Raw genomic sequence first — 14687 nt, 5'->3', positions numbered from 1 at the left:
TCATTTCACGTGTTTGCAAAAGAATTGATGCAACTGGCTAAAATCTCCTCTTGCACGACCTATCATAAGTGCATCAGGGATTTGAACGCCTATGGTTATCTCTGTTACGAAGCTTCCTTTGACCGTCGAATTGGAAGCCTGATCAGTTTTCCATCTATCACCCAAAACCAACGCGATGAATAAGATTACTTTTGAAGAACTTCCGGAAATGGTAGGCAGGCTGTTTGCTAAGTTAGAAAAGATCGAAGCCTTATTAAAGCAGCATAAGGCAGACGACCAAGACGAGGACGAAATGCTAACTGTTGATCAGGCTGCTACCTTTCTTAACCTGGCGGTACCAACGATTTACAGCAAGGTTAGCCGTCGCGAAATTCCGGTATCCAAGCCGGGCAAACGTCTTTATTTCAGCAAATCGGAACTGAATGAATATAAAAAAAGCGGCCACCATCAAACAATATCCCGGATGCTCGATGATTATCAGGCTATACCGAAAGTATTGAAACGACGTTCCAAACGGTTCTCAGGGGGTTACGGACGCTAACTTTTCGTTGATTGCTTTTAGCTCCTTCATCAACAGATCCATGATATTGACTTCGCTCAGCGTCTTATTGCTTAAACTGATCTTGCCGCTCGCTTCCTTTTTAACCTTATCTATCAGATGCAGATAGCGTTGTGTGCTTTTCAGGCTTTTCTGTCCAAGCATTCTCATCACCGTATGAACATCCGTCCCCATGATCAATTGCAAAGTGGCAAAGGTATGCCTCAGGCAATGAAAGGTAAAATTCGTTTTCTGTATCCCGGCACGCGTCAGCCATAAAGTAAGAAAGGGTTTAATTCGTGAATATCTGATCCCCCGGAAGACCCGGCTGTCGGATTCCCCTCTTATCCCTAATTGTTTGTATGCTTCATTAGAAATCGGTAAAGTTTCCGCTCCCTCCGTTTTTTCCTGTCTGAACTGTATATAATAATTGTCTTCGTTACCCCGTACCTCAGACCATAACAACGTCTCAATATCAGAATAACGCAATCCTGTCATAGCGGAAAAAAGTGCAGCTCTGGCCATCTGATCATCGTCATTAGGCGTGGCAGCAAGCTGCTGTAATTCCTCCAGTGTCAGGAACTCCCTGAACACCTCCCGCTCTTTGATTGGCTTCACCTGCTCGTAAAGATTTTCGGTTATTAACTTAGCCTTATAAATAGCTTTAAGCATAGACCTGAATTTCCCGAAATAGGCTACCGCCGTATTTACGGAAATCCCCTTTCCATTTCTTCCGACCGAAGGTCCTGAAAGAATATAGTCGCGGTATTCCTCGCAATAAGCTTCCGTAAGATCACAGAAGCGTATCTGCTTGCCTGCATAGCCTTCAAAATATCGCCAGCCCATTTCCCATCCCCACGCATTTGTCCCTGACTTCTTTGCAGCAACATTTTTAAAATACTCGAGAAATTTGCCTTCTCTTTGTGCTTTTCCCAGAAAACCATAGGATGCGTTCTGTACTTCCAAAGTGCGTTTCGCACAAATGTTTTCCGCCAATAACAAAGTTTCCTTATTGTGCAATTGCTCCAGGTCTGTTTGCGGTCGTGCAAAAATATAAAGGCTCAAAAATTCCCTTCTGGTGAATTGCCTCGTATCGGGGTGTGGAATAGCCGGATAGAAATCAAGGTATAATGACTTCCTTCCCTTTCCTATTGTTTTTTTTCTCAGCGTCACACTCATAACGTTATTTGTTAAATAGTTTATGAATTTCCTTTTTAGGCACATAGACGAACTTACCTTGTTTCATCTTTGGGACATTGTGTTTTTTGATAAGGTCGTAAAATGCCTTGCTTGACATGCCACTTATGTATTCGGCTTCAGCGATCGTATAACAGTCGCTGATCCGCAGCGGCTTTACGGGGATGCTTTCCACCATGGGTCTTACTTTCGGCGGATTGAACAGCTTATCAATATCCGCGCGCAATATGCGGGTCTTCCTGACTCCCAGGTTGGTCGCCGCCAATCTTCCGGAATTGATCATATCATAAACCGCCTGCTCGCTGCTTTGCAGCAAGGCTGCAACATCACCAACGGTCAAGTAAGATTTAGCTTGAATGTCCTTCAAAGGTTTACTTTTGATGACTTTAACCTCTTCTTCGCTTTTCGAGATCTTACCTTTCCGAATTCTTTCTTTATATCCACGCTTTGCACAGTTATCCGAGCAAAATTTGGTAACTGTAGTCTTCGCTTCAAAGTCCTTTCCGCAATATTGACAAACCCGTTGAACCCTAATGTTGGATGCCATCTTCTCTAACATTTATAAATACAAATAAACCAATTTAGGTTTAAATAAGTTTAAATAAGCCAAGTTATTTCTCCTTTAAAATATGACGAGGTACAAATTTCAAAATGAGGTACAACTGAGGTACAAAAATAAACAAAACAACGCAAAAGAAACAAATGATAACGCAAAGAAAAAACCGCTTTAATCATTGATTAAAAGCGGTTTATCATGTTTTATTATGTAATGCTTTGTGGGCTTAAATATGTGTCATTTGCCGATACAAAACTTACTAAATATATTTTCCAGCAAATCATCCGTAGTAACCACGCCGGTAATCTCGCCAAGATAATGAAGCGCCTGTTTAATATCCATCGATAAAAAATCGGATGTTATACTCCCGTCTATCCCGCCAAGTACGCGTACAAGGGCCTCCTCGGTTTTTTGGAGTGCCTCCAGGTGCCGGATGTTGGTTACCATGGTTTCATCGCCGCTTAGCTGATCCTTAATGGATGAGGAATAGATACGTTGTTTCAACTCATCGATATGTTGTTTTTCTTTAGCTGATATGATGGTCAGCTTATCGCCATGCGGCAGGGCTGTTAGCTGGGCATCGGTGAGCAAATCGGCTTTATTGGCTACCAGCAGCATGGAAATCCCTGGCTTTTGCAGGCTTTCAATGTCGCTGTTAAGTTCCTCAGTTGTAATTTCGGCAGCATCAAACACGTAAACCAGCAATGCCGATTGGCTGATTTTTTCCATGGTACGCTGCACCCCTATCTGCTCAATAGCATCGGTGGCCTCGCGGATACCGGCGGTGTCTATCAGCCGGAAATTGATTCCCTGGATATTCAATACTTCTTCAATAGTATCACGGGTGGTGCCCGGGATATGGCTTACGATGGCCCGTTCCTCGTTCAGGAGCGCATTCAACAAGGTCGACTTGCCCGCGTTAGGCCGTCCGGCTATAACAGTATTTACGCCATTTTTAATGGCATTACCCAACTCGAAGGATTGGATGAGCCTGCCTACTATTTTGGTGATTTCATGTATGAGGTTCTTCAGCTGATCGCGGTTGGCAAACTCTACATCCTCTTCGGCAAAGTCAAGTTCCAGTTCAATCAGCGATGCAAAATTTACCAGTTGTTCGCGCAATGCTTGCAGCTGGGTGCTAAAACCGCCCCGCAATTGCTGTAAAGCTACCTGCTGCGACGCTTTAGAATTGGAGGCTATCAAATCGGCAACCGCCTCAGCCTGCGATAAATCGAGCTGCCCGTTCAGGAAAGCCCTAAGGGTAAACTCGCCCGGCTTGGCTGATCGTGCTCCCTTTTTGATGAATAGCTTTATGATTGATTCGATGATATAACCCGAGGCATGGCAACTGATCTCGACTACATTCTCGCGCGTATATGACCGCGGTGCTACAAACAACGACGCCAGTACCTCGTCCAGCACCAGGTCGACGTCAACAATATGGCCGAAGTGGATGGTATGCGAAGCCTGCCTGGTTAAATCCTTGCCCTTCCACACGCTGTTGGCAATAGCGATGGCATCCAGCCCCGAAAGGCGGATAACCGCAATGGCGCCAATCCCGTTTGGGGTGGCAAGGGCAACGATGGTATCTTCTTGGTGAGTAGAGAGTGGTGAGTGGTGAGTGTTCATAATTTTATCTGAACCGGAATTTGTGGAATTAAGCAATTTACAGAATTTTTAAAATTCGATGAATTCCGGTTCAGACACAAAAGTAAAACAAAATCCCTTCAACTATGAACCAAAGGCCATGAACTACTTTTCAATGACTTAATGACGCGCAGCAAATGACCCAATGACTAAAAACCTTAACTTCGCCGTAATTATGGTAACTTTTTTTGAAGCTTCGCTCGATACTATTTCGGTACATCATGTTGGTAATCCTTTGCAGGATGAGTTGTACGCCTTGTCGGATAGTCCGCTGGAATTGAAGGATGAGATTATTCCTAACCTGCTGATGCAGTATTTTTTAAAGCCATTTGAAAAAGTTAACGAAGTTTATCACCTGACACACAGCAGCGGCGACCTGGCGCTTAACGAACTGCATAACTTTGCCACCCAGGTGTTTGAGGATAGGGAGAAATTTCACGAAGCGTCAGAAAAAATTGCAAAACACCTGTTTAAGGTTACCACCCACCCCAACATTAAAGGTGGCGAGCTGTACGTGGTTTATTTTAACAGCGTACAAATTGAGGGCAACCCATTGGATACTATTGGCATTTTTAAATCAGAAAATAAAGAAACCTACCTGAAAGTTTACCCGGATAAAGGCGGTTTCCAGGTTGATTACGAGCAGGACGCTATTAATATTAACAAACTTGATAAAGGTGTGCTTATCTTCAACATCGAGAAAGAAAACGGTTATAAAGTAGTGGTGGTTGATAAAACCAACGGCGGCCAGGATGCAGCCGTGTACTGGAAAGACGATTTTTTACAGCTCAAGATCCGTAATGATAGCTTTAACCAAACCAACAATACCCTGGGCATCTATAAAAATTTTGTTACCCAAAAGCTCGACGACCAGTTTGAAATGAGCAAGGCAGATAAAATAGACCTGCTTAACCGGTCGATGAAGTATTTTAAAGAAAAAGAAACTTTTGATATGGACGAATTTGGCAACGAGGTAATAGGTAACCCTGAAGCCATCGAATCGTTCAAAACCTTCAAAAATCAGTACGAACAGGAATTTGACAGCCCAATTGGGAACTCCTTTGAAATATCAGGCAATGCCGTCAAAAAACAAGCCCGTGATTATAAAAGCGTATTAAAGCTGGATAAAAACTTCCACATTTACATCCACGGCGATAAACAACTTATCGAAAAAGGTTTTGACGATGATAAGGCGATGAACTTTTATAAGGTTTATTTTAAGGAGGAAGCGTAGGTTGGTTGATTAAGTGAGTAATTGATTGGGTGAGTGGTTGACCCATTTAACCTATTCAACCACTCACCCAATCAACTTAATCAACCACTCACCTACACCGGCTCCACCCTTTTCAAATGCAAATTACTTACCGGCTTAACCACCAACGGTATTTTTTCTATCCGGGTTTCGCTGGTATCCAGGCCGAAAGCTTTGGCTTCTGACTGGGCCAGTTTTTTAATGGCGAAGTAGCTGTTCAATATAAATCCTTCGCTCACGCTGAACAGGTTGTTATAGCTCAGGAATTTTTCCATAATTACAAACCTGAAATCGGCAGGGATATTGTATTCTTTAAGCGATGCGTATTTACTGGTAATATCAATTTCCTTACGTTTCACCATATCTTCTACCACGTTACGGAACAGCACATTTACCCGCGGTTGGATCCTGAACCCTAAGCGATACTCGATGCGGATAACCTTGCCCGGTTCAATATGGTCAACACTATACTCCATGGTATAAGGCTCGTCTGTACGCTCAATATGCACAAACCAATAGATATCGGCACGTTTAGGGCGGCGGCTCATGATGGAGTAGATGATCTTTTCTTCTATCTGTTTGCTGTTGTTGGCTTTGGTTAAATAGATCAGATGCGTAGCGTATTTATTTACGGTAGTATCGGCACTAAGTGCGTTTAACAGGGGTAATTTTTCTTTAATATCTACAAAATGCAGGAAACGGTTATTGATCTTCCTCGCCCTGAACCAAACGTACATGGTAAATATCAGGCCAACTTCAAAACCTACAAAGAATAAACGTTTTAATATTTTAACTGCATTAGTTAAGAAAAATGAGAACTCAACCGTTAAAAATACGCACAGGATGATGGTTACCAACCACACCGGCCAATGTTTCACATAGCGCATAAAGTAATACATTAAAATAGTAGTACTAAGCATAGCTATGGTAATACTAAAGCCATAGGCATTGGTCATAGCGGCCGATGTGCGAAAGTAAAGTGACACCAGGATACACCCAACGCAAAGTATCCAGTTAACACTCGGTATATAAATTTGCCCCCTAATGTTTGATGGATATTTGATAGTTATGCGCGGCCAAAAGTTCATGCTTACGGCCTCGCTAATCAATGTAAACGAACCGCTGATGAGGGCCTGACTGGCAATGATGGTAGCAAGTGTAGCCAATGCAATGCTTGGGATAAGGAACTGGTGAGGAACAATCTCAAAGAAAGGGTTTACCCCTGTAAAGTCTTTTCCAGGAGCTTGAGATAATACCCAGGCACCCTGACCAAGATAGTTAAGTACCAATGTAGTTTTTACAAAAATCCAACTGATCTGGATGTTTTTGCGACCGCAATGGCCCAGGTCTGAATATAAGGCTTCGGCACCTGTAGTACACAAAAATACGGCACCTAACAACCAGAAGCCTTTAGGATGGGTCATCAACAAATGCGCGCCATAATACGGGCTCAACGCTTTAAATATGCTGGGGTAGTGCATTACCTGCATAGTACCCAATAAACCCAGCATCATGAACCACATGAGCATCACCGGACCAAATGCTGCGCCAACAACCTTAGTTCCAAACTGCTGAAAAAAGAAAAGCAGTACCATGATCAATATTACAATCAACAAAATAAGGTTATTACCGGGAACAATAATATTTGAAAAATAGGGAACCAGGTTTAATCCTTCGATAGCCGACGTAACCGAGATAGGCGGCGTAATAATACCATCTGCAAGTAATGTTCCGGCGCCAATAATGGCGGGAATTGCCAGCCATTTACCGTAGCGCCTAACCAACGCGTAAAGGGAAAAAATACCACCTTCGCCCTTGTTATCGGCCTGCAGGGTTATGATAATGTATTTGAAAGTTGTTTGCAGGGTTAGTGTCCAAAAAATACAGGAGATGGCGCCTAAAACAAGTTCCTGGTTTACCTTGCCGCCTTCGACCAGTAAGGTTTGAAATACATACAACGGGGAAGTACCGATATCGCCAAAAATGATACCGAGCGTAACAATCATGCCCGCAAATGTGAGGTGCTTAACGTGTGAGTTCATTTAATAAATAAAAAAATTAGGGGATTGAAAAGGTGACAATACTGTTGCCAGGGATTTTTTTGCAGCCACATTGAATGTTGACCGCTGCAACAAGGAAATATTATCACCATAAACTGTTTTTAATAACGAAGCCTCGTAGTCAAAACATATGCCTACAGGGCAATTATTATAATTAAAAATATGATTTACAGATAATTAACTATAAAATACAGCGTTTTATAAACATCTAAAAACCTATCAAAATGATAGGTTTTATCAGAATGATAGCAAGAAATTAAATTCTTTAAAATCAATAAAATCGCACTCCGTAAACCATTGATGTATTTAACTTTGTATTTTTAGAACAAAAAAGCATGAATAACATTCGTAAAAAGGTCATATTTAAGCACCTGCTTAAAACAATCGTTACCATTGGTCTTTTAACTAACATAACAACGGCTTTTGCTCAAACAAATTCAACAGATACTTCTGCAACTATTACTGCCGACGTTAAAAACAAAATTTTAGCCGAATCAAAAGATGGTGGCAGGTTTGATTTTTGGACACCTATAAAAGGGCATGAATATGATGGCCAAAGGATTCAGACGGGTGCAAGTACAAAAGATAACATTTATGCTACCAACCGGGAAATTGCAGTTATAAAATGGGCATATGCGCTCAGTAAATCAGGTATCAAAAAAAGCGACATCATCGGTTTTTATGAGGAGTTGAAAGGCAGAAAGATAAGAAGCGACGAGATAACCTTAATAGATTTTGGGATCAAAAAGGCGGCAAATTAAATGGGTGCCTAAAACTGCACGCCCCAGCGCTCCTCAATCCCCAAACCAAACAAGGCAAAATCATATTTCACCGGGTCAAGCGGATCAAACTTCCTCAATCGCGCTGTAAGTTCAAGGGCAGTTTGCCAATCAGTTTGTTTCCTGGTGATGAGCAACAATTTGCGGGAGACTCTGTCTACATGCAGATCAAGCGGACAGATCAGGTCGGCAGGTTTGATGCGGTTCCAGATACCAAAATCGACGCCACTATTATCCTGCCGTACCATCCAACGTAAAAACATATTCAATCGTTTGCAGGTCGACTTTTGCGATGGCGAGGACACATGTTTTTTAGTGCGGCTCGGATAATCGGGCAGGGAGAAAAAATACGAACGAAAGTAATTGAGATGATCCTCGGCCCCCCAACCCCCTAAAGGGGGAGCTTTTTGATTTGCCACCTGTGGTTCCCCCTTCAGGGGGTTAGGGGGCATAAATGCATCCTCCAGCGAATCAAAGTTTTCATAATGATATCTAAAAAAGCTGATGAAGTACAATGTATCGATATCATTAAAAGTGCGGTGCTTAAAGCTTAATAGCTTCTTAAGATCGGGCTCTTCGTGGTTGATGATAAAGTCATAGGGCGCCCCATCCATCAACGTAATAAGTTCCTTACACTTCTTGATAATGGTAACCCGCTGCCCCCAGGCCAGGGTAGCCGCCCAAAAACCCATAATCTCGATATCCTGTTTTTTGCTGAACAGGTGCGGTATTACTATAGGGTCGTTCTCAATAAACTCCGGGCGATTGTATTGGGCAACTTTAGCGTCGAGGAAGGATTGGAGGTTTTCGATCATAATACAAAAGAGTCAAGAATCAAGAGTTAAGACTTTTTTTCTCTCTTGATTCTTGACTCTTGGTTCTTGATTCTAATTCAGTGCTTGTTTCAAATCTTCCAGCAAATCTTCAATATCCTCTACGCCTACGCTTAAACGCAGCAGGTTATCTACCACACCGGCTTTTTCGCGTTCGGCTTTGGGGATAGATCCGTGGGTCATGCTTACGGGGTGGTTAATCAGTGATTCTACACCGCCTAATGATTCGGCAAGGGCAAATACTTTAAATGATGATGCAATGCGGAATGTTTCCTGCAGGTCGGCATCTTTCAGTACGATAGATATCATGCCACCAAAATCTCGCATTTGTTTTTTGGCAACTTCGTGATTTGGATGATCGGTAAAGCCCGGCCAATATATCTTTTCAACTTTAGGATGTGTTTTCAGGAACTCGGCTACCTGGCGACCGTTTTCGCAATGGGCTTTCATGCGCAGGTGCAAGGTTTTAATGCCCCTAAGCACCAAAAAGCTATCCATTGGGCCCGGCGTGGCACCACAGGCGTTGTAAATAAACCAAAGCCTTTTGTACAGGTCCTCGTCATTCGTCATCAGCGCGCCCATTACTACATCGCTATGGCCACCAATGTATTTAGTTACAGAGTGCATTACCAGGTCGGCACCAAGATCGATAGGGTTTTGCAGGTATGGCGATGCAAAAGTATTATCTACCACAAACAGCAGATTTTTCTCTTTAGTTATTTTGCCTATGGCCTCAATATCCACGATCTGCATGGTTGGGTTGGTAGGTGTTTCTATCCAAACCAATTTGGTGTATGAGTTGGTGTACTCGGCAACAATCTCGGGATCAGACAGATCCAAAAAATGAAACTTAATGCCATAGTGAGCATATATTTTGGTAAAAATACGGTACGAGCCTCCATACAGGTCATTCCCGGTAATCACCTCGTCGCCTGGCTGTAATAATTTCATCACGGCGTCTGTGGCGCCCATTCCGCTTGAAAAAGCCAGGCCAAACTCGGCATTTTCCAATGCGGCCAAACAGCCCTCAAGCGCTTTGCGGGTTGGGTTGGTACCACGCGAGTATTCATATCCCTTATTATCTCCCGGCGATTTTTGCCAATAGGTAGATGTCTGGTATATCGGCGTCATGATAGCGCCGGTAGTTGGATCGGGCTCCTGCCCTGCGTGTATTGCTTTAGTTGCGAATTTCATAAGCCCCCTACCCCCCTGAAGGGGGAATTTTTTGATGAGCTTCCTTCCCTAAGAGGAAGCAGGTTTGGTATTTTATCCTTTAGGGAAGGATTATTTCATCTTGGATAACAGAAACATTATTTAACAAAAGATCAATACCGTTTTGCATTACATCTGCTAACATGTCAACCTCGGCAGTATTAAAAATCGGGCTGGGTTCATCGGCCCAAAAACCGTCACTCGCGTTAAACAATTTATCATATACAGCGTTGCTGACATCCTCTTTCGCATCTCCTGTAAATTGAAGCTTTGTCGACTCTGCAACGTCTGTGAACAGGTTCCAGAAGTTCAAAAACTCATTACAATCAAACTTAGGATAAGGATTTATTATCCATTGCTGAACCTTATAAACGTCGTAACCGGTCACTTCGGTATTTGAACCATTTATATATTCGTTCCAGTACTTCAACAAGCCAGCTTCTGTTTTAAATGCAATTACCTTAAAGTCATCATTAATCAACACCCCATCTACTTCATCACCAATCCATATAATGTAAAGCTGATAAAACTTAAAGTCGAGGCGAATAATGTAATAATTATCTCCGGCCAAATGCATCTAATTTTAACCTAATAAGCGCGAGCGAATAACACTCGTTGTTTTGATGGAGCGCCCGTCAAAATACACTTACCCTCTTCCTGCTTATTATCCAAAGGTATGCAACGGATTGTCGCTTTAGTTTCCTCTTTTATCTTTTGCTCGGTCTCCGGGGTTCCGTCCCAATGGGCGCTTATAAAGCCTGGTTGCTCATCCAGCATGCGTTTAAACTCCTCGTAGGTATCAACTTCGGTCATGTTTTCGGCACGGAAATCGAAAGCTTTTTTATAGATATTGTTCTGAATTTCTTCTAACAAAGCTTCAATATGCTGGGCCAACCCTTCCTGGTTAACGGTATTCTTGGTTTTGGTATCGCGGCGGGCCAGTTCAACTGTTCCGTTCGTCATATCGCGGCTACCAATAGCTACGCGCAATGGAACGCCCTTCAACTCGTACTCGGCAAATTTTGCTCCCGGACGGTGGGTATCGCGGTTATCAAATTTTACAGAAATACCTTTGGCCTTCAGTTCTTTCTTTAAAGAATCTACATAAGCCGATATATTGTCCAGCTCTTCCTGGTGCTTGTAAATAGGCACAACTACTACCTGTATAGGCGCCAGTTTTGGAGGCAATACTAGTCCCGCATCGTCGCTATGGGCCATAATTAACGCACCTATCAAGCGCGTTGATACCCCCCATGAGGTTGCCCAAACATGCTCTATCTTATTTTCTTTATTGGTAAACTTTACATCAAAGGCCTTGGCAAAATTCTGCCCCAAAAAGTGCGATGTACCTGCCTGTAAGGCTTTACCATCCTGCATTAAAGCCTCAATACAATAGGTATCCAATGCCCCTGCAAAACGCTCGTTAGCTGTTTTACGGCCTTTTACTACCGGCAGTGCCATCCAGTTTTCAGCAAAATCGGCATATACATTCAGCATTTGCTCGGTTTCGGCTATGGCTTCCTCGGCGGTAGCATGGGCGGTGTGGCCTTCCTGCCATAAAAACTCGCTGGTGCGCAAAAACAAGCGCGTACGCATTTCCCAACGCATTACGTTGGCCCATTGGTTAACCAGGATTGGTAAATCGCGGTATGACTGGATCCAGCCTTTGTAAGTATTCCAGATAATGGTTTCTGACGTAGGGCGGATGATTAGCTCTTCTTCCAGTTTGGCATCTTCATCAACTATAATATTGCCATTACCATCGTTTTTAAGGCGATAGTGGGTAACAACAGCACATTCCTTGGCAAAACCATCAACGTGGCTGGCCTCTTTGCTGAAAAACGATTTGGGTATTAGCAGCGGGAAATAGGCATTGCTATGCCCGGTATCTTTAAACATGCCGTCAAGCACGGCCTGTATTTTTTCCCATATAGAATAGCCGTACGGTTTAATGATCATGCAGCCCCTAACCGGCGAATATTCGGCCATGTCAGATTTAATTACTAAGTCGTTAAACCATTGCGAATAATCTTCGTCTTTACTGATAACACCTTTGCTCATATTGATTGGAATAGAATTTTTGACTTTGCAATTATTGTATATTGCGCCCAAATTTATAAATTTAAAACTTATTCGAACCCGAACTTTTACAAACCTGCATATGAAACGGAATATTGCAATAGGAATTTTTCTCATCAGCGCCCTGGCACTGAGTTCCTGCTCCACCCAAAAACTCGCTACCACTGTAAGTAACGACGATGTATACTTTTCGAATGCGAAGGCAGGAGATGAGCCTATTTATGCCGTGCAGCCTGTTTACAATCAAACTGATGCTGATAACCAACAAGTGCAGCAGGAAGATGACGACGATTATTTTTACTACGATGATTATGCATCACGTATAAACCGTTTCAGTTATTACTCTCCATTTAGTTATTATGATAATTTGTATTACGGCTACAGCAACCCTTATTATAACGGCGGCTTTAGCTTAGGCTTTAATTATGGCCCCTATGGTTATGGCTATTCGCCATACGCCTATGGCGGCTGGGGGCTTGGATATGGTTACGGATATGGCAGCGGCTGGGGCCTTGGTTTAGGTTATGGCTACCCGTATGGTTATGGATACGGCGGTTTTGGTGGCGGTTTTGGATACGGTGGCCTTTATGGCGGCGGTTACGGATACAGCGGCGGGTATGGCCGTGGAGGGTATGCTTCATCTGGTACGCCGCGGCCTGTGCGTGGTACCGGCAGTCCGTTTAGCGGCCGTGGTTACACGCCAAGTTCATTTACACGTACTGCCCGCCCGGTTGGTGCCGGCTCGCCTACGCGTACCGGTATTGGTTATATACCAGGCGGCCGTGCAAACAGAACAACCGACGGTACAATTACCCGCGGCAATTCAAACAACAGCAATACCAGTTACTCGCGCGATTCGCGCCCTGTAAGGCAACAAGATACCCGGCCGCAAACCCAAAGTGTTGAACGTTCTTCACCCTCTCCTGCCCCATCGTCATCATCTTCAAGTTCAGGTGGCGGCGGCGGTAACAGCGGCGGCGGCGGTGGTGGCGGCAGACCAGTTAGACCATAATTTTATCAGCTTAAATCTATGAAGATTAAATATTTACTTAGTGTGATTGCTATAGTAGCAATTACCAAAGATAGTTTTGCGCAATATTCGCAAGATGCTATTCGCTTCAGCACCTTTCAAACCGGTTCAACATCGCGTATCAAAGGTATAGGAAACGCAGGTACAGCCATTGGGGGCGATTTAAGTTCGATAAGCGGTAACCCAGCCGGGCTTGGCTTTTTTACACACTCCGAGGCAAGCATTACACCGGAGTTTGATGGGTCGAAAGTAAATTCAACCTACCTTGGCCAGTTTAATACCGATAGCAAAAGCAACCTGAATTTCAGCAACGCCTCTGTTGTAATTTACCAGCGCCTGAGCACGCCGAAAGGCCGCGACAAAACCAAAGGGTGGCTAAGCATCAACTACGGTGCAGCTTATAGCCGCACCAACAATTTTTATGAAAACATTACTTATGGCGGTAAAAACCCCACCAACTCCATAGGCGACTATTACGCAGGCATTGCCAACGCCAATGGACAGGTAAGCGATGGCGGGCTGGATGACTGGGCCTATCAGCAAAACCTGATAGATAGCTACGCCACCACCGGCGGCGGCAGCGAATACCGCAGAAATGCGTTTGGCACCGTAAATCAATTAAGCAACACCATCCGCACAGGCGGGCAATCGGAAGTTAACCTGGCATTTGGCGCAAACTACAGCAACAAGTTATATTTTGGATTAGGGGTTTCTTTTTCCGATATCCGCTACAACTCTTATAACGTGTTTAATGAAACAGGTACAGCCAATATACTGGTTAATAACGTGGGCACAGATGTTGGCTTTAACTCCAATTTTATACAAGACCAGGTTACAAAAGGGTCTGGCGCTAATGTTAAGCTGGGAGTAATTTACAAACCCGTTAACGCCCTGCGCTTAGGCTTTACCTTTACCTCGCCTACCTATTATACCATTGACGACTCTTACTCCGAAGGCCTGAATACCAATTTTGCCAATAACAGCGGCTTTAAAAACGGCCCGGTAGAGTATCCATTATCGTACAACATGCGTACCCCTTTAAAATTAACAGGCGGCGCAGCCATTTTTATAGGTAAATATGGTTTCATATCCGGCGATGTAGATTATATTGACTACACAACAACCCACATCAGCAGTACCGATAGTTATAGCGCCGATTTTGACAACGGTAACATAAAAGCGCTATACCGCTCAACAATTAACGCCCATATAGGCGCCGAAGCGCGCCTTAACAGCATGTTTTACCTGCGCGGCGGTTATGGCATACAGGGTAGCCCGCTAAAAACTAACGGCAGCGATATTAAAACTATAAGCGGCGGTGTTGGTGTACGCTTTGGTAACTACTATGTTGATGCTACCTACGCGCACTTAAGCGGTAACCAAACAGTTTACCCGTACGAAATAGGTACAGGCAGCCCCGGAGCCGATTTGAAAAAGACTAACAATAACGCTTTCCTGACGTTGGGATACGCGTTTTAAAAAGTTGATATTTTAACAAAAACGC

The 14687-nt window shown here is 43.6% G+C and carries 13 protein-coding genes; 5 read left to right on the top strand and 8 right to left on the bottom strand.

Annotation, left to right across the window (positions count from 1 at the left end):
* Window positions 1–175: 175 nt before the first annotated feature.
* Window positions 176–541, top strand: a complete 366-nt coding sequence (locus FSB76_RS22125) for a helix-turn-helix domain-containing protein (protein ID WP_147057224.1) — start codon at window positions 176–178, stop codon at window positions 539–541.
* Here FSB76_RS22125 and FSB76_RS22120 read toward each other — a convergent pair.
* The 3 genes from FSB76_RS22120 to mnmE form a co-directional block, all read right to left on the bottom strand.
* A complete protein-coding gene (locus FSB76_RS22120) occupies window positions 521–1717 on the bottom strand; it encodes a tyrosine-type recombinase/integrase (RefSeq protein ID WP_225976269.1) in 1197 nt (398 codons plus the stop codon). The two genes, FSB76_RS22125 and FSB76_RS22120, sit on opposite strands and share 21 nt — an antisense overlap.
* 4 nt (window positions 1718–1721) lie before the next feature.
* The gene (locus FSB76_RS22115) at window positions 1722–2282 is read right to left on the bottom strand and encodes a helix-turn-helix domain-containing protein (RefSeq protein ID WP_147057220.1); all 561 of its coding nucleotides are present in this window, start codon (window positions 2280–2282) and stop codon (window positions 1722–1724) included.
* A 246-nt stretch (window positions 2283–2528) separates the two neighbouring features.
* Window positions 2529–3920, bottom strand: a complete 1392-nt coding sequence (gene mnmE, locus FSB76_RS22110) for a tRNA uridine-5-carboxymethylaminomethyl(34) synthesis GTPase MnmE (RefSeq protein ID WP_147057218.1) — start codon at window positions 3918–3920, stop codon at window positions 2529–2531.
* A 193-nt stretch (window positions 3921–4113) separates the two neighbouring features.
* Between mnmE and FSB76_RS22105 the strand changes: the two genes are divergently transcribed.
* Window positions 4114–5172, top strand: a complete 1059-nt coding sequence (locus FSB76_RS22105; protein ID WP_147061054.1) for a nucleoid-associated protein — start codon at window positions 4114–4116, stop codon at window positions 5170–5172.
* 92 nt (window positions 5173–5264) lie between these two features.
* On the opposite strand, the gene FSB76_RS22100 is transcribed toward FSB76_RS22105, so the two are convergent.
* A complete protein-coding gene (locus FSB76_RS22100) occupies window positions 5265–7232 on the bottom strand; it encodes a KUP/HAK/KT family potassium transporter (protein WP_147057216.1) in 1968 nt (655 codons plus the stop codon).
* Window positions 7233–7585: 353 nt separating this feature from the next.
* Between FSB76_RS22100 and FSB76_RS22095 the strand changes: the two genes are divergently transcribed.
* Entirely contained in the window at window positions 7586–8011 is a 426-nt protein-coding gene (locus tag FSB76_RS22095) for a hypothetical protein (protein WP_147057214.1), read from the top strand.
* A gap of 8 nt (window positions 8012–8019) precedes the next feature.
* Here FSB76_RS22095 and FSB76_RS22090 read toward each other — a convergent pair whose 3' ends face one another.
* From FSB76_RS22090 to proS, 4 genes are all read right to left on the bottom strand, one after another.
* Entirely contained in the window at window positions 8020–8844 is an 825-nt protein-coding gene (locus FSB76_RS22090) for a TIGR02757 family protein (protein ID WP_147057212.1), read from the bottom strand.
* A gap of 72 nt (window positions 8845–8916) precedes the next feature.
* Complete coding sequence (locus FSB76_RS22085; protein ID WP_147057210.1) at window positions 8917–10056, bottom strand: cystathionine gamma-synthase; 1140 nt, start codon at window positions 10054–10056, stop codon at window positions 8917–8919.
* 79 nt (window positions 10057–10135) lie between these two features.
* Window positions 10136–10645, bottom strand: a complete 510-nt coding sequence (locus FSB76_RS22080; protein ID WP_147057208.1) for a hypothetical protein — start codon at window positions 10643–10645, stop codon at window positions 10136–10138.
* A gap of 17 nt (window positions 10646–10662) precedes the next feature.
* Window positions 10663–12135 carry a proline--tRNA ligase gene (gene proS, locus FSB76_RS22075; RefSeq protein ID WP_147057206.1) on the bottom strand — a complete coding sequence of 491 codons (1473 nt, stop codon included), beginning with the start codon at window positions 12133–12135 and terminating at the stop codon, window positions 10663–10665.
* Window positions 12136–12235: 100 nt separating this feature from the next.
* Between proS and FSB76_RS22070 the strand changes: the two genes are divergently transcribed.
* Together FSB76_RS22070 and FSB76_RS22065 are read left to right on the top strand one after the other, a co-directional pair.
* On the top strand, window positions 12236–13165 hold the full coding sequence (locus tag FSB76_RS22070) for a hypothetical protein (protein WP_147057204.1): 930 nt from the start codon (window positions 12236–12238) through the stop codon (window positions 13163–13165).
* An 18-nt stretch (window positions 13166–13183) separates the two neighbouring features.
* On the top strand, window positions 13184–14662 hold the full coding sequence (locus tag FSB76_RS22065) for an OmpP1/FadL family transporter (RefSeq protein WP_147057202.1): 1479 nt from the start codon (window positions 13184–13186) through the stop codon (window positions 14660–14662).
* Window positions 14663–14687 lie beyond the last annotated feature (25 nt).

It is taken from the genome of Mucilaginibacter ginsenosidivorax, assembly GCF_007971525.1.
GTDB lineage: Bacteria > Bacteroidota > Bacteroidia > Sphingobacteriales > Sphingobacteriaceae > Mucilaginibacter > Mucilaginibacter ginsenosidivorax.
This window is presented reverse-complemented; position numbering and strand designations above follow the sequence as displayed.